This is a genomic window from Microcoleus sp. D2_18a_D3, assembly GCF_036702455.1.
GTDB lineage: Bacteria > Cyanobacteriota > Cyanobacteriia > Cyanobacteriales > Microcoleaceae > Microcoleus.
Window position 1 is genome coordinate 24,520 of sequence record NZ_JAUBTK010000060.1, and the last position, 25,093, is coordinate 49,612.

Annotated in this window: 18 protein-coding genes and 1 pseudogene; 13 read left to right on the forward strand and 6 right to left on the reverse strand. The window is 46.8% G+C overall.

The genetic code is table 11. The features are described 5' to 3' along the window. The coding region (locus QUB06_RS23805) for a hypothetical protein (protein WP_333437380.1) at positions 1–242 on the forward strand (242 nt) is incomplete at its 5' end. A gap of 6 nt (positions 243–248) precedes the next feature. On the opposite strand, the gene QUB06_RS23810 is transcribed toward QUB06_RS23805, so the two are convergent. Both QUB06_RS23810 and QUB06_RS23815 read right to left on the reverse strand, forming a co-directional pair. Then, entirely contained in the window at positions 249–1,289 is a 1,041-nt protein-coding gene (locus tag QUB06_RS23810) for a glucokinase (protein WP_333437381.1), read from the reverse strand. A 208-nt stretch (positions 1,290–1,497) separates the two neighbouring features. Next, positions 1,498–3,558: an amylo-alpha-1,6-glucosidase gene (locus QUB06_RS23815; RefSeq protein WP_333437382.1), complete on the reverse strand. Its 2,061-nt coding sequence runs from the start codon at positions 3,556–3,558 to the stop codon at positions 1,498–1,500. A 316-nt stretch (positions 3,559–3,874) separates the two neighbouring features. Between QUB06_RS23815 and treZ the strand changes: the two genes are divergently transcribed. From treZ to QUB06_RS23870, 11 genes are all read left to right on the forward strand, one after another. Further along, positions 3,875–5,698, forward strand: a complete 1,824-nt coding sequence (treZ, locus tag QUB06_RS23820; RefSeq protein WP_333437383.1) for a malto-oligosyltrehalose trehalohydrolase — start codon at positions 3,875–3,877, stop codon at positions 5,696–5,698. A 230-nt stretch (positions 5,699–5,928) separates the two neighbouring features. Continuing rightward, positions 5,929–8,724, forward strand: a complete 2,796-nt coding sequence (treY, locus tag QUB06_RS23825; RefSeq protein ID WP_333437384.1) for a malto-oligosyltrehalose synthase — start codon at positions 5,929–5,931, stop codon at positions 8,722–8,724. Between the two features lie 116 nt (positions 8,725–8,840). Further along, positions 8,841–9,089, forward strand: coding sequence for a type II toxin -antitoxin system TacA 1-like antitoxin (locus QUB06_RS23830; protein ID WP_333204115.1), 249 nt, complete (start codon positions 8,841–8,843; stop codon positions 9,087–9,089). A gap of 6 nt (positions 9,090–9,095) precedes the next feature. Then, positions 9,096–9,620 (forward strand): GNAT family N-acetyltransferase, encoded by a 525-nt coding sequence (locus QUB06_RS23835; protein ID WP_333204113.1) that lies wholly within the window; start codon positions 9,096–9,098, stop codon positions 9,618–9,620. 465 nt (positions 9,621–10,085) lie between these two features. Next, positions 10,086–12,002, forward strand: a complete 1,917-nt coding sequence (gene dnaK / locus QUB06_RS23840) for a molecular chaperone DnaK (protein WP_333437385.1) — start codon at positions 10,086–10,088, stop codon at positions 12,000–12,002. A 325-nt stretch (positions 12,003–12,327) separates the two neighbouring features. Then, entirely contained in the window at positions 12,328–12,840 is a 513-nt protein-coding gene (locus QUB06_RS23845) for a DUF4112 domain-containing protein (RefSeq protein WP_333437386.1), read from the forward strand. 184 nt (positions 12,841–13,024) lie between these two features. After that, a complete protein-coding gene (locus QUB06_RS23850; protein WP_333437387.1) occupies positions 13,025–13,633 on the forward strand; it encodes a PadR family transcriptional regulator in 609 nt (202 codons plus the stop codon). A 268-nt stretch (positions 13,634–13,901) separates the two neighbouring features. After that, positions 13,902–15,686, forward strand: coding sequence for an efflux RND transporter periplasmic adaptor subunit (locus QUB06_RS23855; RefSeq protein WP_333437388.1), 1,785 nt, complete (start codon positions 13,902–13,904; stop codon positions 15,684–15,686). 239 nt (positions 15,687–15,925) lie between these two features. Next, the gene (locus QUB06_RS23860; RefSeq protein ID WP_333437389.1) at positions 15,926–19,129 is read left to right on the forward strand and encodes an efflux RND transporter permease subunit; all 3,204 of its coding nucleotides are present in this window, start codon (positions 15,926–15,928) and stop codon (positions 19,127–19,129) included. Between the two features lie 27 nt (positions 19,130–19,156). Next, entirely contained in the window at positions 19,157–19,318 is a 162-nt protein-coding gene (locus QUB06_RS23865; protein ID WP_333437390.1) for a hypothetical protein, read from the forward strand. A gap of 228 nt (positions 19,319–19,546) precedes the next feature. Next, positions 19,547–19,819 (forward strand): hypothetical protein, encoded by a 273-nt coding sequence (locus tag QUB06_RS23870; RefSeq protein ID WP_333437391.1) that lies wholly within the window; start codon positions 19,547–19,549, stop codon positions 19,817–19,819. A gap of 98 nt (positions 19,820–19,917) precedes the next feature. On the opposite strand, the gene QUB06_RS23875 is transcribed toward QUB06_RS23870, so the two are convergent. From QUB06_RS23875 to QUB06_RS23890, 4 genes and pseudogenes are all read right to left on the reverse strand, one after another. Next, positions 19,918–20,559 carry a hypothetical protein gene (locus tag QUB06_RS23875; protein WP_333437392.1) on the reverse strand — a complete coding sequence of 214 codons (642 nt, stop codon included), beginning with the start codon at positions 20,557–20,559 and terminating at the stop codon, positions 19,918–19,920. A 21-nt stretch (positions 20,560–20,580) separates the two neighbouring features. Continuing rightward, a complete protein-coding gene (locus QUB06_RS23880) occupies positions 20,581–21,120 on the reverse strand; it encodes a hypothetical protein (RefSeq protein ID WP_333437393.1) in 540 nt (179 codons plus the stop codon). Between the two features lie 60 nt (positions 21,121–21,180). Next, the gene (locus tag QUB06_RS23885; RefSeq protein ID WP_333437394.1) at positions 21,181–23,139 is read right to left on the reverse strand and encodes a pentapeptide repeat-containing protein; all 1,959 of its coding nucleotides are present in this window, start codon (positions 23,137–23,139) and stop codon (positions 21,181–21,183) included. 133 nt (positions 23,140–23,272) lie between these two features. Next, positions 23,273–23,454 (reverse strand): annotated as a pseudogene (locus tag QUB06_RS23890) (DUF433 domain-containing protein). A 364-nt stretch (positions 23,455–23,818) separates the two neighbouring features. Between QUB06_RS23890 and QUB06_RS23895 the strand changes: the two are divergent. After that, complete coding sequence (locus QUB06_RS23895) at positions 23,819–24,847, forward strand: hypothetical protein (protein WP_333437395.1); 1,029 nt, start codon at positions 23,819–23,821, stop codon at positions 24,845–24,847. The last annotated feature ends 246 nt before the right edge of the window (positions 24,848–25,093 follow it).

A 25,093-nucleotide genomic window follows, 5' to 3' on the forward strand; every position in this document is an offset into this window, starting at 1 on the left:
ATTCTTGTGGGGTGGGCATCTTGCCCGCCCTAAATATTTGCACAGGCAAGATGCCTGTGCCACAAAAATTCTTGTGGGGTGGGCATCTTGCCCGCCCTAAATATTTGCACAGGCAAGATGCCTGTGCCACAAAAATTCTTGTGGGGTGGGCTTCTAGCCCGCCCCAAATATTTGCACAGGCAAGATGCCTGTGCCACAAAAATTCTTGTGGGGTGGGCATCTTGCCCGCCCCAAATATTTGAAATCTCCTAAAGACCGGCCGCACAAACAGCCGCACCAATTAACCCTACATTGGGATTCAAAACAAGACGAACAGGCATCATTTCTAACAGCGAATCCATCCGGCCTTTGTGCGTAAAAGCTCGCATAAAACCCCCTTCTAGAATCAGCGGCAAAATCTTAGCAGCAATGCCGCCAGCTACGTACAAACCGCCGTAAGGTAAAAGTGTCACAGCCATATTTCCTGCGACAGCGCCGTAAGCTTCTACAAACATTTGCATTGTTTGTTCCGAAAGCCGATCGCACTTTTTGAGTGCCGCTTGGGCAATTGTCGCCCCCGGATCGACACTCTTCTCGCTTTTACCCATTTCTGACTCCCATTTTTTGATAACTTCCCCTATCTCCGGCGATTCAGGAGCAAACTTTTTGTCCCGCAAAAACTGGTAAATTGAAACAATCCCTTGTCCCGAAACTACACGCTCGATCGATATTCGGGAAATGTCGTGTTTTGCTAACAAATATTTCAGCAATTGAAACTCCAACTCCGAACGAGGAGCAAAGTCACCGTGTCCCCCTTCCGAAGAAAAAACCCTGATGCCATTTGCTTCGGGAATTCCATAACAATTTCCCAAACCAGTACCCGCACCAATCACAGCAATTGGGTCGTATTGGCGGGGTTTTCCAACTTGCAAAGTGTGCAAATCTCCATCGTCCAAAGCCCACACGCCGTAGCCAACCGCGACAAAATCATTAATTAAACTAACGTGTGATATTCCTAATTCCTGTTCCAGACGCTTCGCATCCAGCATCCAAGGCAAATTAGTCAGTTTTGCAGTGTTATTAACCACCGGGCCTGCGATCGCAAAACAAGCTTTTTCAGGCAATGGCGTCAAATCCAATTTCGTAGCAGCTTCCCTCAAAAACTGCTGCACCATCGGCACTAAATCGGGAAACTCCGCGCTCGGATAGCGAAACTCGTAAAGAGCGTTCATTTCACCGTTAACAGTCCTTTCCACTAACCGCAAAATTGTCTTAGTTCCGCCAATATCGCCCGCTAATAATAATGCCATAAATCTCCTATTTAATTAGTAGTTGTCTTGATTTCGTTGCCGAACAACCCACCTAGTTTATAACAATTACAGGCAGATTGGTGAACTCTTTTTTTAAACAAACCGCAGAGGTACTTTTGACGCAGAGAAAGAGAACAGACAGAGAAAGAGAGATTCTCTTGAGGGCTTGAATTTGCGATATTACCAAATGATTGATAACACTACTAATTTAAACACCCACAGTATTAATTGCCAACCAAGCCCGCAGCACCTCAGCCACAGTCCAAGCTTGAGCCGTGCAGCCCCGCGGCGAGTGGGGGGCGTCGCCTTCAAAAATTTCGCCCAAACTGCCAACTCCGCCGCCACTTATATGATGTGCCATCGGTTCGAGGAATTCGCGAGCTTGTGCTGAGTCTTTGTATACGTGCAAGTGCGCCAAGACAAACGGGCCAATCAGCCAGCCCCAAGCTGTGCCCTGGTGGTAGGCGCTGTCGCGCTGCAATTGGTCGCCTCCATAGACGCCGCGATACTGCGGGTGCTGTGGCGAGAGGCTGCGGAGGCCGACAGAAGTCAGAAGCTGTTGAGCGCAGCCGTCCACCACGCCACGCTGCTGCATGGGCGTCAGTAAGGGTGTATAGCGGGTTTCCTGGCGCATCCCCGCTGACAAGGAGTTGGCGGAGTGAGGAGGAATCGAGTCTAGGGGCAGGGAAACGGCGAATATTTGGTTGGGCCGCAGCGAACTATCGTGTCCGTCGGGGCCGTCGAGAACGTCGTAACAGTAACCGGTTGAGGCGTTCCAGAAGCGAGGGAATCCGGCGGCTGTTCGATCGCCCAATTGCTGGTATTCATTGTGAGGCTTGCCCAGTTTTCGAGCAAAACTTGCCATAGCTTGTATAGCATTGTACCAAAGCGCGCTGAGTTCGATCGGCTTACCAATCCGAGGTGTCACCACCCAATCGCCGATTTTCGCATCCATCCAAGTCAGTTGCACGCCGGTTTCGCCGGCGTAGACTAAACCGTCATCGGGATCGACGCGGATGTTATACCGAGTACCCTGCAAGTGCCAGTCAACAATCTCACATAACACCGGCCAGAGTTCGGTCAAAAGTTCGTCGTCTCCCGTGGCATCAATATAAGCGCGGATTGCCTCAAAGTACCAGAGCGTGGCGTCTCCGGTGTTGTATTCAGGTTCGCCGCCCGCATCCGGGAAGCGGTTCGGCAGCATCCCCCGATCGACATACCGCGCAAATGTCCGCAAAATCGATCGCGCAATTTCCCATCGCCCGGTACAGATTGTGAGACCGGGCAGGGCGATCGTCGTGTCGCGCCCCCAGTCGCTGAACCAGGGATATCCGGCGATGATTGTTTTGCCTTCGGGTTCCTCCGGTAGGGGGCGGCTGACGATAAATTGGTCGGCGGCTAGCACTAAGCGATTGATCCAATCGGGAGATTCGCTCACTTTTGACCAGTTGTGCAGCAGTTGTTGGTCATAAGTGTGACGCACTTCTAAAGCTGTACCGCCGTTGAGTTCGGGATTTTTCTCGGTGCTGGCTATCAATGTGAGAGAGCTTCCCGGTGCGATCGTCATGTGAAAAGTCGCCGCGTGCAAGTGATCCTCGCAGTAGTCCAATCCGCGCCGCTTTTCGGCTGCTAGGTCAAATCCGTAATGCCAATTGTATAAAGGCGTAGAAACTCGAAAATTCGCTTCTGGTTCGGCATCAGTCAGCAGGTACAGGGGTGCAGACTTGGGAAATGCAGTCACGCAAACCCCGCTTTCCAAGGTTTGTAGGCTCATCTGCCAGTCGCCGACGTTCGTAGTGTGGTGGTAGTCGCGATAGTTGATCAGGGCTTTGACAGCGAGGGCGATCGGTTGTGAGGCGCGGTGCAAGCGGTATTGAATATATGTTGTGTTAGCACCTTGCTGCATCCAAATCCGCTTTTCCAGGATAGCGTCGGCGAGAGCAAACCTCCAAACAGGCGTCGTGCCTTCGAGGTGAAAGCTTTCAATGTATTTGTAGCCGTGGGGTTCCATCGTCGCGTCGGCCCAGCGGTTTGTATAAAGCGGATAGGCGCGATCGTGATACACAGCCGTCTCGTCCAGCTTGGCGAGCATCAAAGTGCGTCCCAGCGGGGGTTTGAGGGCGGCTACCAGCAAGCCGTGATAGCGGCGGGTGAGGAGATTTGCGATCGTCCCGCTAGCGTAACCGCCGATCCCGTTTGTGACCAACCACTCGCGAGACTCCGCCGAGTCGAGATTGCAGCAGATTTCCCGTCCAAAAGCCATAACCATAAAGTCCACACTCGCGCTGATTTTTGACCTACCTTTAGGTAGATTTTCGACATGATATCAACCAGAAATATTAACGCTTGCAGGCCGTTAATTTGGCGATCGGCCCCGTGCCGATTCCTGCTCTAATTTAAGCCTAACCAACCGCTAATTTTGCCCCTTACCCAATTTTCCCCTTTGATGCCTCTGTCTAAAGTTAGTTGTTTGTTATATTAAGTAATATTACCGTCTAAACAGGCGCGGAACGTTTAGGGCAAGCATTTGATAGCGCGTCGGGCGATCGAACTACCAACCTATTTTATAAGGAGAACAGCTCAAAGTGAAGATAGGAGCAAATTACCTCGGCAATAACCAATGCGAATTTACCGTTTGGGCGCCCACCCTCAAACAAATCGCCGTCCAAATTGTTTCCCCAAAACAACGCCTGATACCCCTGCAACAATCGGCAGAAGGTTATTGGCAAACCACAGCTACAGACATCGAACCAGGAACCCTTTACACCTACCAAATCGAAGGAACAACCGATCGACCAGACCCAGCCTCAAAATATCAACCCCAAGGCGTACACGCTCCCTCGCAAGTAATAGATGAAAATATTTTTACTTGGACTGACACAAAATGGCAAGGCGTGCCGCTAGCCGAAATGATTATTTACGAACTGCACGTCGGCACATTCACCCAAGCCGGAACATTTGAAGCAATAATTCCCCAGCTAAAACAACTTAAAGAATTGGGAATCAACGCCATCGAAATAATGCCAGTAGCCCAATTTCCTGGCGAGCGAAACTGGGGATATGACGGCGTATATCCCTACGCAGTTCAAAACTCCTACGGCGGGCCCGAAGGCTTCAAAACACTCGTCAACGCCTGCCACGAACACGGCATTTCAGTAATTCTTGATGTCGTTTACAACCACCTCGGCCCCGAAGGAAACTATCTCAGGGACTTCGGCCCATACTTTACATCAAAATACGGCTCGATTTGGGGAGATCCCCTCAACTTCGACGATGCCTACAGCGACGGCGTGCGTAACTACTTTATTGAAAACGCCCTCTACTGGTTTCGAGACTATCACATCGATGCCCTGAGATTAGATGCAATTCAGGCAATATTTGAAGTTGGTGCAAGACCTTTTTTACAAGAACTATCCGATGCCACAGCCGATATTTCCCAAGAACTAGGACGGCAACTTTACTTAATAGCCGAAAGTGACTTAAATGATGTCCGCACTGTACGTCCTAAAGAACTCGGTGGCTTCGGACTAGACGCCCAATGGTGCGATGATTTCCACCACGCACTGCACGCCTTGCTCACCGGAGAAGACGACCGATACTACCAAGATTACGGCAAGTGCGAACACTTAGAAAAAGCATTCAAAGAAAGCTTTGTTTACTCCGGCCAGTACGCCCCCCACAGAAAGCGGAAACACGGCAATTCTGTTAAGGATGAACCGGGTCATAAATTTCTCGTTTTTGCCCAAACCCACGACCAAATCGGCAACCGCATTTTGGGAGACAGACTCTCCAAAATAGTTGACTTTGAAGGATTGAAACTTGCAGCCGGCACAGTCTTAATTTCTCCTTACATTCCCTTCTTTTTTATGGGAGAAGAATACGGAGAAGAAGCACCGTTTTTTTACTTCGTTTCCCACTCGGATGAAAACTTAATTGAAGCTATCCGAAAAGACAAACAACAAGAATTTAAAATTTTTGAAGGCCGAGGCGAGTTTCACGATCCCCAGAGTCCTGAGACTTTCGATAAGTGTAAGTTAAACTGGGAAAAACAAACCCAAGGCAAACACAAAATCCTTTGGGAATGGCACCAACATTTGATTCAACTGCGGCGGACAATACCAGCCCTTAAAAAACTAGACAAAAACAGTCTAGAAGTGTCCAGCATTGAAGCGGAAAAAATCTTATTTCTACGTCGATGGACAGATGACAGCCAGATATTCTGCATTCTAAACTTCAACAGGCAAGAGGTAGCTTTTACGGCTGCACTTCCCCAGGGCAAAGGTCACAAAATTTTAGACTCTGCTGATGAAAAATGGATGGGTTCAGGTTCTAGCTTGCCTGAAAAGATAAATTCAGAGCAAAAATTGACCGTTAAACCGCAGAGTTTCGCACTCTATGAATTAAAGTAATTAAAACCGGAGGCAGAGCCTCCAATACAGGCGTTCCCCGGCAGAACCCAGGAAGAAGAAACAGGAGACAGAACCTCTCTCCTTCTCAGCCTCTGTCGCAGAATCGAGTCCCACAAGCAACGGGAGGCAGAGCCTCTCTCGTTCCCCGCCTGGGCCGGGGAATGCAGTAGAGGAGGCTCTGCCTCATATATTAAAATAGAAAACCCTAAAAAACCTGGAGTAAAATTAAGATGAGAATTCCCACAACCACTTATAGGCTTCAATTTCATGCAGGTTTTAACTTTGAATCCGCCAAACAAATCCTTAGCTATCTGGAAGATTTAGGAATTACCGACGTTTACGCTTCACCAATATTTAAAGCCAGAAAAGGCAGCTCTCACGGATACGATGTCGTTGACTCAAATCAGCTCAATCCCGATTTGGGAACATCCGAAAATTTTGAAGCCCTCACCTACGAAATCAAGAAACGGAACATGGGATGGCTGCAAGATATTGTCCCAAACCACATGGCTTACGACACTCAAAATTTGCTGCTGTTAGACGTATTGGAACACGGGCCAGATTCCGACTATTTCGATTACTTCGATATTGAATGGAATCACGCTTACGAACATCTCAGGGGTCGAGTGCTGGCTCCACTGCTGGGCAATTTTTATGGAGAGTGTTTGGAAAATGGCGAGATTCAACTCAAATACAGCGAAATTGGGCTGACAATCAATTATTATAGCTTACAATTGCCAGTAAGAATTGAATCTTATGCTAAATTTATCAGTCATAATTTGGGGCATTTAGCCAGAGAATTAGGCAGACGCCATCCAGATTTTATCAAGTTTTTGGGAATTCTTTATTTGATTAAAAATACACCTTCAGAAACTAAAGGTAAAACCCGATACGATCAGATAGCTTTTGTCAAAGGACTGCTGTGGGAACTCTACAATCAAAATCCCATCGTGCAGGAATTTATCGATGAAAATATCAAAGTTTTTAACGGAGAAAAGGGAAATGCCGAAAGCTTTAATATGCTAGACGAGTTGCTTTCCGAGCAGTTTTACCGTCTGTCTTTCTGGAAAGTGGGGGCAGAAGAAATTAACTACCGAAGGTTTTTTACGGTCAACGAACTTATTTCGGTAAAAGTTGAAGAGATTAAAGTTTTTCACAAAAACCATGCTCTGATCTTCGACATGGTTGATGAGGAAAAGTTTACCGGATTGAGAATCGACCACATCGACGGGCTGTACGACCCCACAGAATATTTGAAACGGCTACGGGAGAAAATCGGAGATATTTATATTACTGTTGAGAAAATTCTGGAACACGAAGAAGATTTGCCGTCATATTGGCCGATTGAGGGAACTAGCGGCTACGACTTTTTGAATTACGTAAACGGCGTTTTTTGTCGGTGCGATCGCGAACAGCAATTTAGCGAAATCTATCAGAGATTTACTCGCTTGAATGTTCCCTATGAACAGTTATTTTTAGATAAGAAAGGGCTGATTGTTGAGAAAAACTTGGCGGGAGATGTAGACAATCTAGCTCAACTTTTGAAGAATATCTCCGGTCAATCGAGACAGGGAAATGACTTTACTCGTCCCGGTTTAGAAAAAGCACTGGCGGCTGTTTTGACGATTTTTCCAGTATACCGAACTTACATCAATCAAGATGGTTTGAGAGAGTCCGATCGCACTTACGTAAAATATGCGATCGCCCATGCCAAACAACAAGTACCGCGACTCCTCAAGGAACTTAATTTTATCGAAACGGTGCTGTTGCTCGAAGAAGAAGAAACCCTAACACCCGAACAAAAAGAGCAGCGCCGGCACTTTGTAATGAAACTCCAGCAGTTGACGGGCCCATTAATGGCAAAAGGCGTTGAAGACACGCTTTTATACGTCTACTATCGGCTTTTATCTCTCAACGAAGTCGGAGGAAATCCCAGTCAGTTCGGCGTGTCCCTGGGAGATTTTCACGAGTTCAACAAACAGCAGCAGGCCGCTTGGCCGCACAAAATGAATGCTACAGCTACCCACGATACCAAACGCGGCGAAGATGTGCGAGCCAGACTTAACGTTTTGTCAGAAATTCCCGATGAATGGGAACAGCAAGTCAGGTCTTGGAGAGAGGTAAACTCTTCTAAGAAAGTCAACTTTGTGAATCGAATGGTTCCAGATACTAATGACGAATACTTCCTGTACCAAACTCTGCTAGGCAGTTTTCCCTTTGAGGGAATTGAAAACACTGATTATGTCCAGCGCCTGAAAGATTATGTGATTAAAGCTGTCCGCGAAGCCAAAGTTTATACGGCTTGGCTGAGACCGGATAACGACTACGAAGCTGGTTTTATGACCTTTGTCGATAGCGTTCTCGAACCTTCGGAACAAAATCAGTTTCTCAACAAATTTACACCTTTCTGCAAAAAAGTAGCTAATTACGGAATTTTCAATTCTTTATCTCAAACACTCCTGAAAATCACGGCTCCGGGCGTTCCAGACATTTATCAAGGGACGGAATTCTGGGATTTAAGCCACGTCGATCCCGATAACCGCCGTCCCGTTGATTTTGAGCGCAGAATCGAGGTTTTGCAGGAAATTAAAGAGCAAGCTCAGACGGATATTTTGCAACTGGTTGAAGATTTGATTGCGACGCGAGAAGACGCTCGAATTAAGTTATTTTTGACGGCAAGAGCGCTAGACGCGAGAAAAAAATACTTGCAAGTTTTTCAATCAGGTGACTATGTTCCCCTGCAAGCAGTTGGCACGTTTAAAGATAATGTTGTTGCCTTTGCCAGAAGCTTTGGAGAGACTACCGTTATTGTGATTGCTCCCCGGTTTTTGACGGGAATTGTCAAACCGGAAGAAATGCCGATCGGCAAACAAGTCTGGAAAGATACTAATTTGAAATTGTCCGAGCAAATGCCGTCGGTTTGGAAAGATGCAATTACAAATCAGGCGGTAGAAAGTAACGGTACGTTGGCAATTGGTGAAGCTCTCAGTTACTTTCCTGCTGCTCTGCTGATCGGTAAAAAATAGCAATTAAATAGTCTGCCCTGGCGGACTTTGTACAGCTAGCGGCAGGTTTCGACCTGTCGCTTTTTTAGTTATAATCATAGCAGGAAAGCAATCTTAGTAGCGGGAGAAATAGCAAAATGCGATCGCTCGTCAAAACCGAAACCAGTACCGAAACCAGACTCTCTTGGTGGGCTTACCTATTTGTCCTCGACGAATTCATTGCCGAAGCAGATGCTACGATCAACGGCCCAGCAGCCTTTGGCAACCCTGTTTTGAAGCTGTCCGAGCGCGACTGGGATTTTTTGCTAGATATGATGTTAGATCCGCCAGAACCTTCGGAAGGTTTAATTGCATTAATCAAAGAATGTAGGAGTTCTCAAGAGTAAATCATTGTGAATTGGATTATCTCTCCTATAGATTCCATAGAACGGAGTCTCAGCAGTCTCAGAAAAGACCCTTTTCAATCGGGAAATCCTGAATTAGATCGATATCTGAAACAGTATGCTCTGAAAAACGATAAAAACGGGATTTCTAGAACTTTTGTTGCTGTTTCATCTGAAGACAGTCAAAGGATAGTTGGGTATTATTCTTGCTGCACAGGCGGACTATCTTTTGAAGATTTACCTGCCCAGTTGCAGGAAAGGCTGCCCAGATATCCGACTCCAATTATACTGATTGGGAAGCTAGCCGTCGATCTTTCTGTGCAAGGAAGAGGTCTAGGAAAGCGTTTGCTATTTCACGCATTAGAAAATGCAGTAAATGTATCTCAAACAGTAGGAGTATATGCTGTTAAAGTTGATGCCATAGATGAAGCAGCCAAGACGTTTTACGAAAATTCAGGATTTCGAGAAATGCCGGAGATACCTCTTTCTCTTTTACTCCGGCTTCAGACCTTTAAACAAGCACTTGATGACTAGCTCGCTCTAATTAAACCTAAAATGCGATCGCTATTAGATTCCCGACTTTTTAAAGAAGTCAGGAATCTGGGTATTCTGTTTATATTTTGAAGCCGATCGACCGATCGCCCCTACCAACCAAACAAAATTTATATACATAAGACGGCAAATACAACACAACGTATACGGTTTGCCACAATACCCGAATCGATCGTACACCGTACATTGGGAAGAGTAAAGAAAAGCAGTCAACAACTGTAGCGGTGCAAGCCTCACGGATGCAACCGTCCCCCAACAGGTTCGGTAAATACCCCTTCATCGCAAGGTCTACCGCCCGCAGTATAGAGATCAGCACCCTATCGAAGACTGTATTAAAGCAGGACTCACTACCCGTAAACCGCGAGGTAAAATCGCAGTCCTGAATAACCAGACTATCGCACAGATAAAACACCAAAATTTTGTAGAGATTGGAGCCGGAACACCCCTATGGGAAAAGTAGTTGGAATTGACTTAGGTACGACAAACTCCTGCGTCGCAGTTATGGAAGGCGGCAAACCCACCGTCATAGCCAACGCCGAAGGGGGTCGCACCACACCTTCTGTAGTAGCTTATGCTAAAAATGGCGATCAACTTGTCGGACAAATCGCCAAGCGTCAAGCCGTGATGAACGCCGAAAACACCTTTTACTCAGTAAAACGGTTTATCGGGCGTCGCGTTGATGAAGTAGCGCACGAAACCACTGAAGTTTCCTACAAAGTCCTCAAAGTTGGCAACAGCCTTAAACTAGACTGTCCCGCCCGCGGCAAGCAATTTGCCCCAGAAGAAATTTCTGCACAAGTTCTCCGCAAACTCGTAGAAGACGCCAGCAAATACCTCGGCGAAACTGTCACCCAAGCGGTAATTACTGTTCCCGCTTACTTCAACGACTCCCAGCGCCAAGCTACGAAAGACGCGGGAAAAATTGCCGGTATAGAAGTGCTGCGGATTATTAACGAACCTACAGCAGCAGCTTTAGCTTACGGGTTAGATAAAAAGAGCAACGAAACCATCCTCGTATTTGACTTAGGTGGCGGTACTTTCGACGTATCTATTCTCGAAGTAGGCGACGGCGTATTTGAAGTGCTAGCAACTTCTGGAGACACTCACCTAGGCGGTGATGACTTCGACAAAAAAATCGTCGATTACATTGCTAACGAATTCCAAAGAGCCGAAGGCATTGACCTCCGCAAAGACAAACAAGCACTGCAACGCCTGACGGAAGCAGCAGAAAAAGCCAAGATTGAGCTTTCGAGCGTTACCCAAGCAGAAATCAATCTGCCGTTTATTACCGCAACTCAAGACGGGCCAAAACACTTGGACACGACTTTGACGCGGGGCAAGTTTGAAGAACTGTGCTCGGATTTGATCGATCGCTCTCGCATCCCCGTAGAAAATGCGATCCGCGACGCCAAATTAGACAAATCTGCAATTAATGAAGTCGTCTTAGTTGGTGGTTCTACGCGGATTCCTGCGGTGCAAGAACTGGTCAAAAAACTCCTTGGCAAAGACCCCAACCAAACGGTAAACCCGGATGAAGTGGTCGCAGTCGGTGCAGCAATTCAAGCCGGCGTACTCTCCGGCGAAGTCAAAGACATCTTGTTGCTCGACGTTACTCCGCTGTCTCTCGGCGTCGAAACCTTGGGTGGCGTGATGACCAAAATCATTCCCCGCAACACCACTATTCCTACCAAGAAGTCGGAAACTTTCTCGACTGCTGTAGACGGCCAAACAAACGTGGAAATTCACGTTTTGCAAGGCGAACGGGAAATGGCAAATGATAACAAGGATTTGGGAACCTTCCGCTTAGATGGAGTTCCACCAGCCCCCCGTGGCGTACCTCAAATTGAAGTTACTTTCGATATCGATGCTAACGGTATTTTGAATGTAGCGGCTAAGGATAAAGGTACTGGTAAGGAGCAATCGATTAGCATTACTGGTGCTTCTACTTTGCCCAGCAATGAAGTCGAGAAAATGGTCAAGGAAGCCGAGGCGAATGCGGCTGCTGACAAAGAACGTCGCGAAAGGATCGATCGCAAAAACCAAGCTGATTCTCAAGCCTATCAAATCGAGAAGCAGTTGGCAGAATTGGGCGATAAAGTTCCCGCTGATGACAAAACTAAGATTGAAGGGTTGCTTAAAGACTTGCGATCCGCGATCGAGAGTGAAGATGACGATCGCATCAAAACCCTAACAACAGAGTTGCAGCAAGCATTCTACGCTGTCAGCAGCAACCTGTACCAGCAAGCAGGCGGCCCAACTGATGGCCCTGGCGGCCCTGGTGGCCCTGGTGGCTATGGAGACGGCGGCCCCACTGGCGGCGGCGACGACGTGATTGACGCCGACTTCACAGAAGGCAACAAATAAAAGGCTAAATTAAAAGCCCTCAGCTAGAAGCAAGAAACCCGGTTTTGAACAGAAACCGGGTTTCTGTTCATTCAAAAACAAACCAAAGCCGATCGCCCAAAATTACCACAAAGAATTGGTTTAAAGCCCCAAGCCTGATCGGGAGAAATTCAAACAAGACTATTCATTACTCCAATCCTCTTCCTTCCAGGTAGAGGTCGCTATCAACTGTCAACTGTCAACTGTCAACTGAATAAAAATCTTGCTTTAGGCTTAGTGACAAACCTAGAGTATGCTTCAATAAATATCATAAACTAGCATTAATATCGCAATCGAGAGTAATTAAATGTCACCTTCTCCTATACAAAATTCCTCCCCAAATACTCCCAGCCAATCTCATGTTGCATCCTTGCGCCGACTCCGCCGGATCAGCCATTTACTAGACAATGCAATTCCGATTCCCGGCACAAAATACCGCATTGGACTCGATCCGATATTGGGACTTATACCGGGCGGCGGCGATTTAATCAGTTCAATTTTTGCAGGATATGTGGTCTTCAAATCCGCTCAAATGGGAGTGCCGCAAGAGACTTTAGTAAAAATGGCAACTAATATCGTATTTGATACAGTTGCTGGTACTGTACCGGTAGCCGGAGATTTGTTGGATGTTGCTTGGAAAGCTAATGTCAAAAATATAGAATTGCTGGATGCTCATTTAGGTTCCCCGGAACAAGGCAAAAAAGCCGATTGGCTATTTGTGGCGGCGTTGCTGTTGGGTTTGATGTTAATTGTCGGAGGCGTGATTTTCTTGAGTGTCATGCTTTTTTCGTGGGTATTCCGATCGCTGACAGGGCAGTGATTTGGGGTTTTAGGATAAAGCGATCGCGCTTTCTTGAGCCTCAAACAATATATATTAAGGGCATTGACAAAATTTATTAACTGTGTATTACAGTGTCAATTTTCTTTGAAACTAACTATTTACCCGATCGCCCTTGAGTTCGATATAGTGATATAATCCAGACTATAATATCAACTTGATATAAATGCTTGAATTATCAGCACTTGGACTGCTACAGTTGCAACCTCTGCACGGCTACCGGCTAAAGCAAAAACTGGAGCTGTTTATGAGCAGTTGCATCAGCGTCAACTACGGAGCGATTTACCCGCTGCTGAAGCGCTTGGAAGAGCGAGGGGAGATTTCGGTAATAGCCGAAGAAGCCGGAGATGCGGGCTGTCCGCGCAAAATCTACGGAATTACCGCCAAAGGGCGCGAGCTCTGGCGGCAAAAAATGCTCGAACACCCTCAAGAAAGCTGGGTTAACAGTGGTTCCCGGTTCCAAATCAAGTTTTTCTTTTTTGGCGACTTAGAACCGACAGAACGGCTGAAGCTATTGGAACACCGCTTGCGAGCCTGTTACACCCGGCAAGACTACATCGAAAGCCTCAAGAGCGAATATCCACTAACCGACGACTATCAATTTGCCTCTAGCGATCGCTGCAAGTCAGTGCTGGCGTCAGAGATAGAGTGGTTAACCGAGCAACTAGCCAAGGAAAAAAGCGCGCTCGCCGGAGTTCGTGACTCCCTCACCTTCGCTGAATCCGCCGACTCCAAGGAAAAATCCTTCCAACTCACCCATTCAGGTGAGTCATAAGAAGGATGTGTAATCTTCCCTGCCATCGTAACTTTTGAGAAATAACAAAAAGCTTTCCTACAAATAATCACTCCCTGGCTTGGCTAACTGCGATCGGACTAAAGCCCTGCACATACCCCAACCTCATTAAAAAGGTACTTTCCCGATTCCATCCTGTTTAAAATCGCTTGTCCTTATTCCCCCGTGTTTGAGGGGGCGCCGGAGAATCAAATATTCCGCCCAAGTCTCAGTAAGTCAGAAGTTAAAAAAAATCTAAGTGGTGCTGCCCATGAGTTATTCTAAATCCCCAGAATCCGTCGTTGAAGCCCAAGAGCAAAAATCTCCCACACCGGAACTGCACCCAACCGATGCAGACAGGGAGCAACTGCAGGATTCTGCAGCAGTTGCCGATCGCCCCGAACCTGTTGCTAAACCACGATCGCGCTGGCCCCTAATTGCCGCGCTCGCGATCGCCACAGGCGCAGCAGGTTTCGGCTGGTACTCGTGGCAATCGGGTCAGACTCGCTCACAACAACAGGCAGCAGCAGCAGCCCAACCCCCAGCCATACCAGTCAAGCTCGCTGCCGTAAAAACCAGCTCAGTCCAAGATTCTTCGGAATTTGTCAGCAGCTTAGAAGCCAAGCGTTCGGTAGAAATCAAACCCGAAGTAGAAGGGCTAGTCACGGAGATTTTTGTCAAATCCGGGGACTTCATAAACAAAGGGCAAGCCATCGCCCGCATGAAAAGCGAGAGCGCCCAAGCTGACTTGAGGCAATCCCAAGCCAACCTGATCCGCGCTCAATCCCATTTAGCCGAATTGCAAGCAGGAGCCAGGCCCGAAGAAATCGCCCAAGCTCAAGCCCAAGTCGCCCAAGCCCAAGCCAACCTCGCCCAACTGCGATCGGGCTCTCGGCCAGAAGAAATTGGTCAAGCCCAAGCCCGTGTTTCCCAAGCTGAAGCAGACCTCGCCGACGCCCAAACAGGTAGCCTTTTAGAAGACATCGCCCAAGCAAGAGCGCAAATAGAAGCAAGCACAGCCGAAGCAAAATTAGCCACCCAGCAGTTGGCCAGATATCAGGCATTGGCAAAAGAAGGCGCAGAATCCGCGAACACCCTCGAACAATACACGCAAAAAGAAGGCACCGCCAAAGCCAACCTCCGAGAAGCTCAAAGGCGGTTCGAGCAGCGGCAAAAAAACAGACAAGCCGAGATCGAGCGCCGGACAGCAGCCTTGCAACAGCAGCGGCAAGCTTTGCGGCAATTGCAAAACGGTTCGCGCCCAGAGGAAATAGCCAAAGCCGAAGCAGAAGTCGCACAAGCCAAGAGCAGATTAGCGCAGTTAGCCAACGGTACGCGCCAAGAACAGCTCGATCAAGCCCAAGCGCAAGTTGCCGAGGCCGCCGCTCAAGTGCGCGGCTTTGAAGTACAACTACAAGAAACTGCTGTCATCGCGCCCTTCGCGGGAGTCATCGGCGACATACCAGTGAAAGTAGGTGATTACTTGCAAAAAGGTGATGCCATTGCCACCCTGACAGAGAACCAATTGCTAGACTTGCGGTTATCAATTCCTTTGGAACGGATGCCTCAATTACGCTTAGGGCTGCCAGTACAAATGCTCGACGCTCAAGGTAAGGCGATCGCCCAAGGTCAAATCAGTTTTATCTCCCCCAACGTCAGCGCCAATTCCCAAACAATTTTAGCTAAAGCCACCTTTCCCAACCCCAGTGGCGAACTGCTTAATCTCCAGTTTGTAAAAGCAAAAGTCATCTGGAAACAGAACCCCGGAATTTTAGTTCCAGTAACAGCAGTCACTCGCTTAGGTGGAGAAACTTTTGTCTTCACAGCTCAAAAGCCGGAACAGCCAAAACCTGGAATGCCACCTTTAGTAGCGCGACAAAAGTCCGTGAAATTGGGAGCCATTGAGGGAAATAATTATCAAGTTATCGAAGGTTTGCAAGCAGGCGAAAAAATTGTGACCGCAGGCATCCTTAACCTCACAGACGGCGCTCCCCTTATGGCTCAAGAGGAAGGGAAAGGAGCAGAGAAAAAATTACCAGTGGGGGGCAAAAATTAATATGCTACCTCCAGTTCTTGTCCCCTTTTTAAGTAGGGCTGTTTCATTCTTGTAGGGGCAGCCCCCCGTGGCTGCCCTGCCCCCCGTGGCTGCCCTGCCCCCCGTGGCTGCCCTGCCCCCCGTGGCTGCCCTGCCCCGATCCCTTCTGGATGGGGGTCGGCACGGGGGCACGACCCCTACAATATCGGGTAAATTAGCAATTAGCAATTAGCCATCCGCAACTACCCATTACCCAAATAATGTTTGCAGATTTCTTTATTAAACGACCAGTCTTTGCTAGCGTCTGCGCCTTAATTATTGTTTTGGTAGGCGCAATCAGCATTCCCACATTGCCGATCGAGCGCTTCCCCGACATCAGCCCTACCCAAATTAACGTCACAGCTAACTATAGCGGGGCGAGTGCTGAAATTGTCGAAAATGCCGTTACCAACATCCTAGAAAGGCAAATAAACGGCGTTGAAGGACTCAAATATCTAACTTCCAGTAGTAGTAACGATGGCACTAGCACCATTACAGCTACCTTTGATTCCTCGCGCAACAAAGACATTGCCGGCGTCGATGTTCAAAATCGAGTTGCAGTTGCTCAACCCCAACTACCAGATGCCGTACAGCGCACAGGAGTTAGAGTTACCAAACAATCTACAAGTCTCCTATTAGCGATCGGTTTATTTACAGAAAATAAAGAATACGACACCATATTTTTAAGCAACTACGCTGACTTATATTTAGCAGATGCTTTAAAGCGGGTAAAAGGTGTTGGCGACGTGCGAATTTTTGGGGAAAGACGCTATGCAATGCGTTTATGGATAGATCCCAATAAATTAGCAGCTCGCCGTCTCACAATGCAAGATGTAACGAGGGCTCTCAACGAACAAAACTTGCAAGTTGGTGCTGGGAGAGTTGGTCAAGAACCTGCTCCACAGGGACAAATGTATCAAATTGACTTGCGTGCTGAAAGTCGCCTCAAAGAACCAGCAGAATTTGAAGAAATCGTCCTCAAAACAGAGACAAATGGAACGTTAGTTAAATTAAAAGATGTGGGGAGAGCAGAATTAGGGGCAGAGAATTACAGCTCATTTCTGCGATTTCGAGGCAATGATGCAGTAGGTTTAGGGATTTACCAACTGCCTGGAAGTAATGCTTTGAATGTTGCCCATGCCGTCAAAACAGAAATGGAAAAACTAGCTGTTGCTTTCCCTCCGGGGTTGATACATAGAGTAGCGCTGGACACGACTTTGTTTGTAGAAGAGTCGATGGCAGAAGTAGTCAAGACATTATTTGAATCAGTATTGCTAGTGGTGATAGTGATTTTTGTTTTCTTGCAAGACTGGCGCACAACTATTATTCCTACCATCACAATTCCAATTTCTTTGATTGGAACGTTTGCCTTTATCAAACTTTTCGGATTTACGATTAACAGTTTATCTCTCTTTGGTCTGACATTAGCGACTGGATTAGTGGTTGATGACGCTATCATTGTAGTAGAAAATATTGACCGCCTGATCCGCCAAGGTATGAATGCCCGCCAAGCGGCTTTTGAGTCAATGCGGGAGCTTTTTAGCGCTGTAATTGCGACTTCTTTAGTGTTGATGGCAGTGTTCGTGCCAGTGGCATTTTTTCCCGGAACTACAGGAGCGCTTTATAAACAATTTGCGCTAACAATTGCTTTTTCCGTCCTGCTTTCTACCTTTATTGCGGTTACTCTCACGCCCTCAATTTCAGCTATATTACTGCGTCGAGGGCCCAAGTTTGGGGGCCCGCTAGGTTGGGTTTTTGACCGTTTTAATGGAGTGCTCGATTGGGTACAGCGACAGTATCGAAAATCCTTAATATTTCTAACAGGAATTAAGACTATTGTCACCCTCGTGTTCATCGCTTCTCTGGGAGTAACAGCTTGGCTTTATTTATCAGTGCCCACAGCATTTATCCCGGAAGAAGACCAGGGCTATTTTATGACAATTATTCAAGGGCCCCAAGGTGTTTCGCTGCAATACACTCAGAAAGTAATGGATCAAGTAGAACAAGAAATCCTCAAACTTCCTGAAGTTGTCGGGACTTTTTCAGTGGGTGGATTTGGTTTTAGCGGTAGCACTTCTAATCAAGGCATTATATTTACTACACTTAAACCCTGGGAAGAACGTCACGGAGAAGATCAAACTGTACAAGCGATTATTGGTAAGTTGCGGGGTAAGTTTTTCTCGATTCCCGAAGCTAGAATTTTCCCAGTGAATCCGCCTGCTATTCAAGGTTTAGGTCAATTTGGGGGTTTCCAATTTCAATTGCAAGACCGCAAAGGTAACAGCGGTTTAGATGGCTTAGTCCAGACTATGGGCGGGATTTTGAAGCAGGCAAATCAGACACCGGGATTGCAAGCGGTATTTAGTACGTTTGCTGCGAATACGCCTCAATTAATTGTGGAAGTTGACCGCAATCGAGCTAAGGCTCTAGATATTCCCATTGATGATGTTTTCAGTACGTTACAAACGGCTCTGGGTGCTCAGTATGTGAACGATTTTAACCTGCAGCAGCGCAATTATCGGGTTTATGTTCAGGCGGATAAACAGTTTCGTGATAACCCTGAAGATATTGGGAAATTGTATGTGCGTTCTGGAAAGAATGAAATGATTTCTTTGAGCAATTTGGTGAAGATTACTCCGGTGGTGGGAGCGCAAACTGTTAATCACTACAATTTGTATAGGTCAATTGAAATTACTGGCTCTCCTGCGCCGGGAGCGAGTTCTGGACAGGCGATAAAATCGATGGAAAAGGTGTCTGCTCAAGTTTTGCCCTCGGGTTTTGGCTATGAATGGTCGGGGAGTTCTTTAGAAGAAATTGAGTCGGGCGGTCAAGCACCGATTATTTTCGGTTTGGGGCTGATTTTTGTGTTTTTGGTGTTGGCGGCTCAGTACGAAAATTATGTCGATCCTTTCATTATTTTGCTATCGGTGCCTCTGGCGATTTTGGGTGCTCTTTTAGCTCAGTCGTTGCGCGGTTTGGCGAATGATGTTTATTGCCAGATTGGTTTGGTGATGTTGATTGGGTTGGCTAGTAAAAATGCGATTTTAATCGTGGAGTTTGCGAACCAGTTACGGGAGCAGGGATATTCAATTGCTAAGGCGGCAGTTGAGGCTTCTCAAGAGCGTTTACGACCGATTTTGATGACTTCTCTGGCTTTCGTTTTGGGTATTGCTCCTCTGGTTAACCCAGAAGGTGCGGGTGCAGCAAGCCGCCGATCGCTAGGGAATGCGATCGCCGGGGGGACGGTTGTTTCTACTGTCTTGAGTTTGTTTATGGTGCCGGTTCTGTATGTGGTGGTTGTCTCGGCTCGCGATCGCTTTAAGAAGCGCGATCGACTAGACAATCTCCCCGAGGATGGCACAATTTTGAACGGCAAAACAACTCCCCACGAGGAGATTGAACGCGATAAAGTATCGCCGTTGTAGTTGGTAAGTTGAAAAGGCGATCGTTTTGTGAGTCTCATTGGTGCGATCGCCCAAAACCTGCCAATCCCGCATCAAAACCCCCAAAGTCCCCAGATTAGTCCGGGGATCAATTCTTCAATCCAAAATCCAAAATCCAAAATCCAAAATCGATTGACGGCGGCCCCCATCTGCGGCTACGCTTTGAAGTGAGAGGTTGCTTGCTTGTAGAGGAGGCAGCCCGCGTCGCCCAAAAATCTAGTTGCACTGCCCAAAGCTGCTCGTAACAGCAATGGACAGCTAACCGCCAAACTGATCACAGCAGTCTGGAGGCTAACGGAGTATCTTAACATCCTCTGTAGCCGCCCTGCTATGCGTTGAAATGCGGGGCGGCTGGGTTTTTGGGTTTTTCTAGAAAACCCAAAACCAGGAGAACATATTATGTCACAGGAATTCGTGCCTGACGACAACTTTTCCGATCGCCCAAATGACGACTCAGCAGCAGTATCGGAACAGGAAGTTGTGCTGTTAACGGTTGTCGGTTCGCCGAAAGGAGTCAGGGAAACCATACTGACTTTGTACCGACTAGGATTTGCCGAAGTCGGCGATTGGAGCCCCGTACAACGTGCAGCCAATCCGAAGCAGGTGATGAGCGTACTGATCCGTCGGAAGCGATCGACTGATGGTACACAGCCGAAAAAATCTGGGCGGTAACTTGCGCTGTCATTTTGATTAAAGCGAAGAATTTTCGTGGGGTGGGCGTCTCGCCCGCCCTAAACATACAATTACTTACTGGGCGTTGATATTGGATTTCAGGGTAGAAGTAAGAGACTTGCGATCGCAGGCAACAATTTACTGCAAGCTTCTACCAACGTTGCCGCACTAGGTAAACCAGCAATAGTCCCTTTCAAAATTTTCATTGCCGTTTTCCCCGCCTTTTGCATTGTACTTTCTTGGGGATTTTTCCCTACTTCTGCCAAAGTTTTTACCTGCTCCAATGCTTCAGCTTTATCATCATCAGATAAATCACTTTCAGCCTCGATCGCTGTTTGTAACTGGGTCAATAATTCTTTGATTCCCGGTTCATCTGGTTTAGCAGAATCAGATAATTGATTAATTGTATTGGCAACAGTACCGCTGATATCACCTAAACTTAAAGCTCCTGCGCCGCTAGCGTTAACGGTTCCGCCTGTAATTTCTATTTTGCGACTTTGGTCGATTTGGTCACTCATAACTTTATTCTGTGATGTAGATTTAACTTCATTATTAATAATAACATTAACAGGTCGCGTCGCCAACAATTTGAGAAGTTCATTTAACTCCAAACTTTTTTGACGGTAAAATTCTATATCTCTATCTTTAGCTTGCAGTTCAGATTTGTGCTTGGCTTCTAAATCTTTGATAATTTGCTCATAGGCCTGGATGATTCGAGTAAGACTTTCGTCATTTTGCATGGTTTGGGTAAGACTTTATGCTTACTTATCCTCCTGAATAATATTAATCGACAGCGGTTGTTTAGCTAACATCTCTGTTAGTTCTCTCATTTCAGCTATTTGCTGGCGATATAAAGCGATTTCCTCATCTTTATATTTTAATTCTGCCTTGTATTTTTGGGCGATCGCCCTTAGTGACTCCACATCCTCTGATTCGGATCTCGACTCATCTTCCTGACTGGAATGAGCATCGGTTTCAAGCTCTGTTAAACTTTTAGAAACTGCTTCGGAAATAGCTATCTCTTGACGGTACATGGCAATTTCGCAATCTTTGGCTCGTAATTCAGCTTGATATTTATCTTCAATAGCCTTTAATAGCAGTTCGTAGTTTTGCTTTAACTCGTGATAAATTATAGTTTGCTTATCATCTGTCAGAGCATTGACAAAGATTGCAATTACTCCCTTTTCGGAATTTTCTATACTCTGGATTGACACTTCTGTATTTTCATTCGCAATGGCAGCTTGCAATTGCAGCAGTAATTCTTTAAATTCCGGTTTCTCTGAACCTAGTGATACGCTCATAGCTTTGATTTCCGCTGTTACCAGAGTTTGACTAAAATTATAGCATTACTCACTTTGTGATTAAGGGCGATCGTCTTCGAGGGCTGCGCTAACGGCTGAATCGGGCAACTCCTCGATCGTGTTCGCTGTTGTACCGCCATTATCTCCTAAACTTAAAGAGCCGGCACCGGTAGCGTTAACTGTTCCACCTGAAATATCAAGTTGCCGACTTTGGTCGATGTTGTGGCTGGCGACATTATTCTCTGCTGTAGATTGATTGTGATTGTGAATTATCAGGTTAGATGGCTGAGGCACGGTTGAAGGATTTACCACATATTGACTAAACACTCCTTTCACCAAGTCTTGAAAGACACGATAGTGATGTCTTTCTATTGCAATAATTTCATCTTTAGATTTTAATTGCTCGGCTTGTATTTTAGCTTCTAGCCTTGCTTGATAAACTTCGTCCCAAATTTGCTCAACTTTACCCTTATCCGTTCCTTCGGGAACTTTGAGAGTCAGTAAAACATCGTTTTTTTTCTTCTCAACTCCTTGAATTGACTCCGGTGTAATGTCTGGAAATTCTTGCATTAACTTCTGAAAAGCGGCGGTAAAAGCTTCTGGGTTAAGCCCATCTTTGATCAGGATTTGCACGGTTTCCATAATCTTTTTATAGAGTTTCTCGAAATCCCCCGGTTCAAAACATTTACTGATGTGGTGAGGGCGGCGTTGGCTATAGTCAGTTCCCGGTTTGGCGTTTTCTAGAAGAAAAACAAACCGACAGTCAACGCGATCGAGCTTTGTAGTAGCGTCAATCTTCCAAGCTTCCAAACAAGCACCTGTAAAATAAGCTTCTGTAAAATCTGTTGCTAAGGCTTGAGTTTCAGTGAGGTTTGCCGATTCCAAATTAGCTAGATGCAAAGTTGCTTCGCTGAGGTTAGCCTGCTTGAGATTAGCCTCGTTGAGATTAACGCCTGTCAGATTTGCTCCTTGGAAATCCGCACCGAAATATGATTTTTTGTAACCATTGCGAGTGATGAGTAATTCTCGGACGCGGGTATCAGCTAATATCGAATTACCGACTCGCGCGCGATCGAGTTTTTCTGTTTTGCGGAAGCAAGTGCGAGTGAGATTGGCTGTTCTAAAATCTGTACTTTTGAGAATTGCCTCAGTGAAATTGGCATCAGTTAAATCGGCATTGCGAAAGCTAGTGCCGCCTGTAGCGGCAAAAGCAATGGCAATTTTGAGAACAAAGGCGTGTTTCTCATCCCCAGCCAGAGCACGCCAAGCAATGTAAATACCTAGTGCTGCCACTGCCACTGCCCCTGCCACTGCCACAAAACTTGCCGCTGCCGCTGCCCCTGCCTCTGCCACAAAACCTGCCGCTGCCCCTGCCGCTGCCACTGCCGCTGCCACTGCCACAAAACTTGCCGCTGCCACAAAACTTGCCGCTGCCGCTGCCACTGCCACTGCCACTGCCACTGCCGCTGCCACTGCCGCTGCCACTGCCTCTGCCACTGCCTCTGCCGTTGCCCCTGCCGCTGCCACTGCCACTGCCTCTGCCGCTGTCGTTGCCCGTGCCGCTGCCCCTGCCACAAAACCTGCCGCTGCCGCTGCCACAAAATTTGCCACTGGCACTGCCGCTGCCGCTGCCACTGCCACTGCCCCTGCCACTGCCACTGCCCCTATACCTTGGCGGATAGTAGCTATAAAGAAGATTGCCAAAACTATCAACACAACCACACCGGGAAGAATGGTATACTGTTTGATGCTATCTGGAGTCAATAAAACTGCTACCCTAAGACTAACAAAGCCTGACATCAACCCCGATATTAACGATAGAAATAGCGAGATAGTTACTATAAAAATTGTCCAGCGACGTTGCGGTCCAGCTTTGGCACGGGTGAAGTCAGCTTCTCTGAGGATGGCATTGGTGAAGTTTGCGCCTCGGATGTCTGCACCGATGAATTTTGCACCTGTGAGGTTTTGACCTTTGAAATTGCAGCCTCGGAGATTTTTACCGGAGAAGTCTTTGGGCATGATTTCACGCAGGGATATAATATTATGTCCGGTCAATTAATGACGACTACAGTGCAAGCTTCTAGATCGCGAGCCTTACCCTCTTACTACAGAATCATGATTAGCGATTACCGAAACATAATATGATAACTATTTAAGAAAAACTCAAACAAGTCCAAATATCATCTTGGGTAAGATAGGAAAAATCATCTAGAATTTCTTCCTAACTCATCCCAGAAGCGAGGTATTCCCACACGTCATCAACCGTAATTCTCATGCCTCGAATACAAGGTTTCCCCCTCGTTTACCCGGTTCGCTCGTAATGATATTAGCGATGTCTTGTTCTGACCTGGCACTTTTCCTTTAGCTTGTTTTCTCAATTCTAGGCTAACAAAGGGATAGAGCGCTCCTAACGTTTGGTAGCTTCCAGCATTTTATTAGTTCCTTTAATTTCCTAATTCACTTTAAATCAATCCCCGCACAGCCAGCACTCCCCTCAATTCCTATCAGGGGCGTGCCCGGAGTGATTTTGGGTATCTTTTCGCCGATCGCCCTCCATCGTGCAATAATAATATGACTTGCATGAAAGCTCTATTAGTAGGTAAATCTTGCCTACCTTACCGCTACATATAGCGTCTCAACTGTCAACCCGTGCAAGTTCCCAATTAAACCGGCTGTTGCACTACACAAATTTTTCCTAATGGCTGAAGTCCCCCTAAATCCCGCAGAACTTGCAGAAGCCCTCAACGGCTTTACCGATATCAATTTCCAATTGCCAGACCCCGAAGACGAACAAATACCAGACTTTGATTTTGACAATCAGGTTGACAATGCCTGGAAAGTGTGCGATCGCTTCGACTTGCAAACCGACATTTGGCGGGGACGCATTCTGCGAACAGTCCGAGACAGAGAAAAAAAAGGCGGCGAAGGACGCGGTACAGGCTTTTTGAACTGGCTCAAAGAAAGAGAAATTGGCAAAAGTCAAGCCTATTCTTTGATAGAATTAGCTAATAGTGCCGATACTCTGATCCAGCAAGGAGATTTAGACCCAGATTCCATTAGAAACTTCAGCAAAAGAGCCTTTGTAGAAACCGCCAAAGCATCTCCCGAAGTCCAGCAAATGGTAACAGATGCAGCAGCAAATGGCGATCGCATCACCCGCCGCGAAGTCAAACAACTCTCCGACGAGTGGATGGCAATGAACTCAGAATTATTGCCCGAAGAAGTCAAAGAAAAAGCATCTACCGGTTCTCTACCTTCCCGCTACCTCGCACCTTTAGTCAAAGAAATGGAGAAACTCTCCCCATCTCACCAAAGCGAAATTCAAAAAGAAGTAGCAGAAAATCCCGACGTAGATACTGTCAAACAGCTAACATCCGACGCCAAAAACCTATCAAAATATCTCGACGCCGCCGCCCAAGTGCAAGCTCTCAATCAGTCTCACTTAGACATGGAAATGGCCTTAGAAGAATCTTTGCGAGTCGGCTGTTTGGGAACCACCGCCGACGTTGTAAAACAAGCCGCGCAGCTAGAGCAAACAGTAGTCAAACTCTACACAATTTGGAAGCGTTTAGGCAGTTTGGCAGATAGATTGTACGTGGATACAGGAGCAAGCACACCCAATTTGCGGTTGCTTTTGGGATGCTTGGACACTCTTTCGGGAGAAAAGATAGAAGTGGATTTCGGAGACGGAGAACGCTCTATTCGCTTGCAAATTTTTAGCGAATAGCTCAACCTTGACCGCAGATAAGCGCCAACATCCAGGCTCATTATCTGCGTCGAACCCTGTTCATCGGCGGTTAAAATTTCTGAGTTTTTTCCAAAGATATCGGGGATGCAAATAACGCCGATATTTGGTAACTACTTCTTTCCCTAACAGCACCACGCTAATCCAAAAACGTAAGGATTCAGGTCTGAGAGTGGGGAATTAAAGAAGGCATAAATAAGTCACAAGAATGGGCAGATATAGCATCAC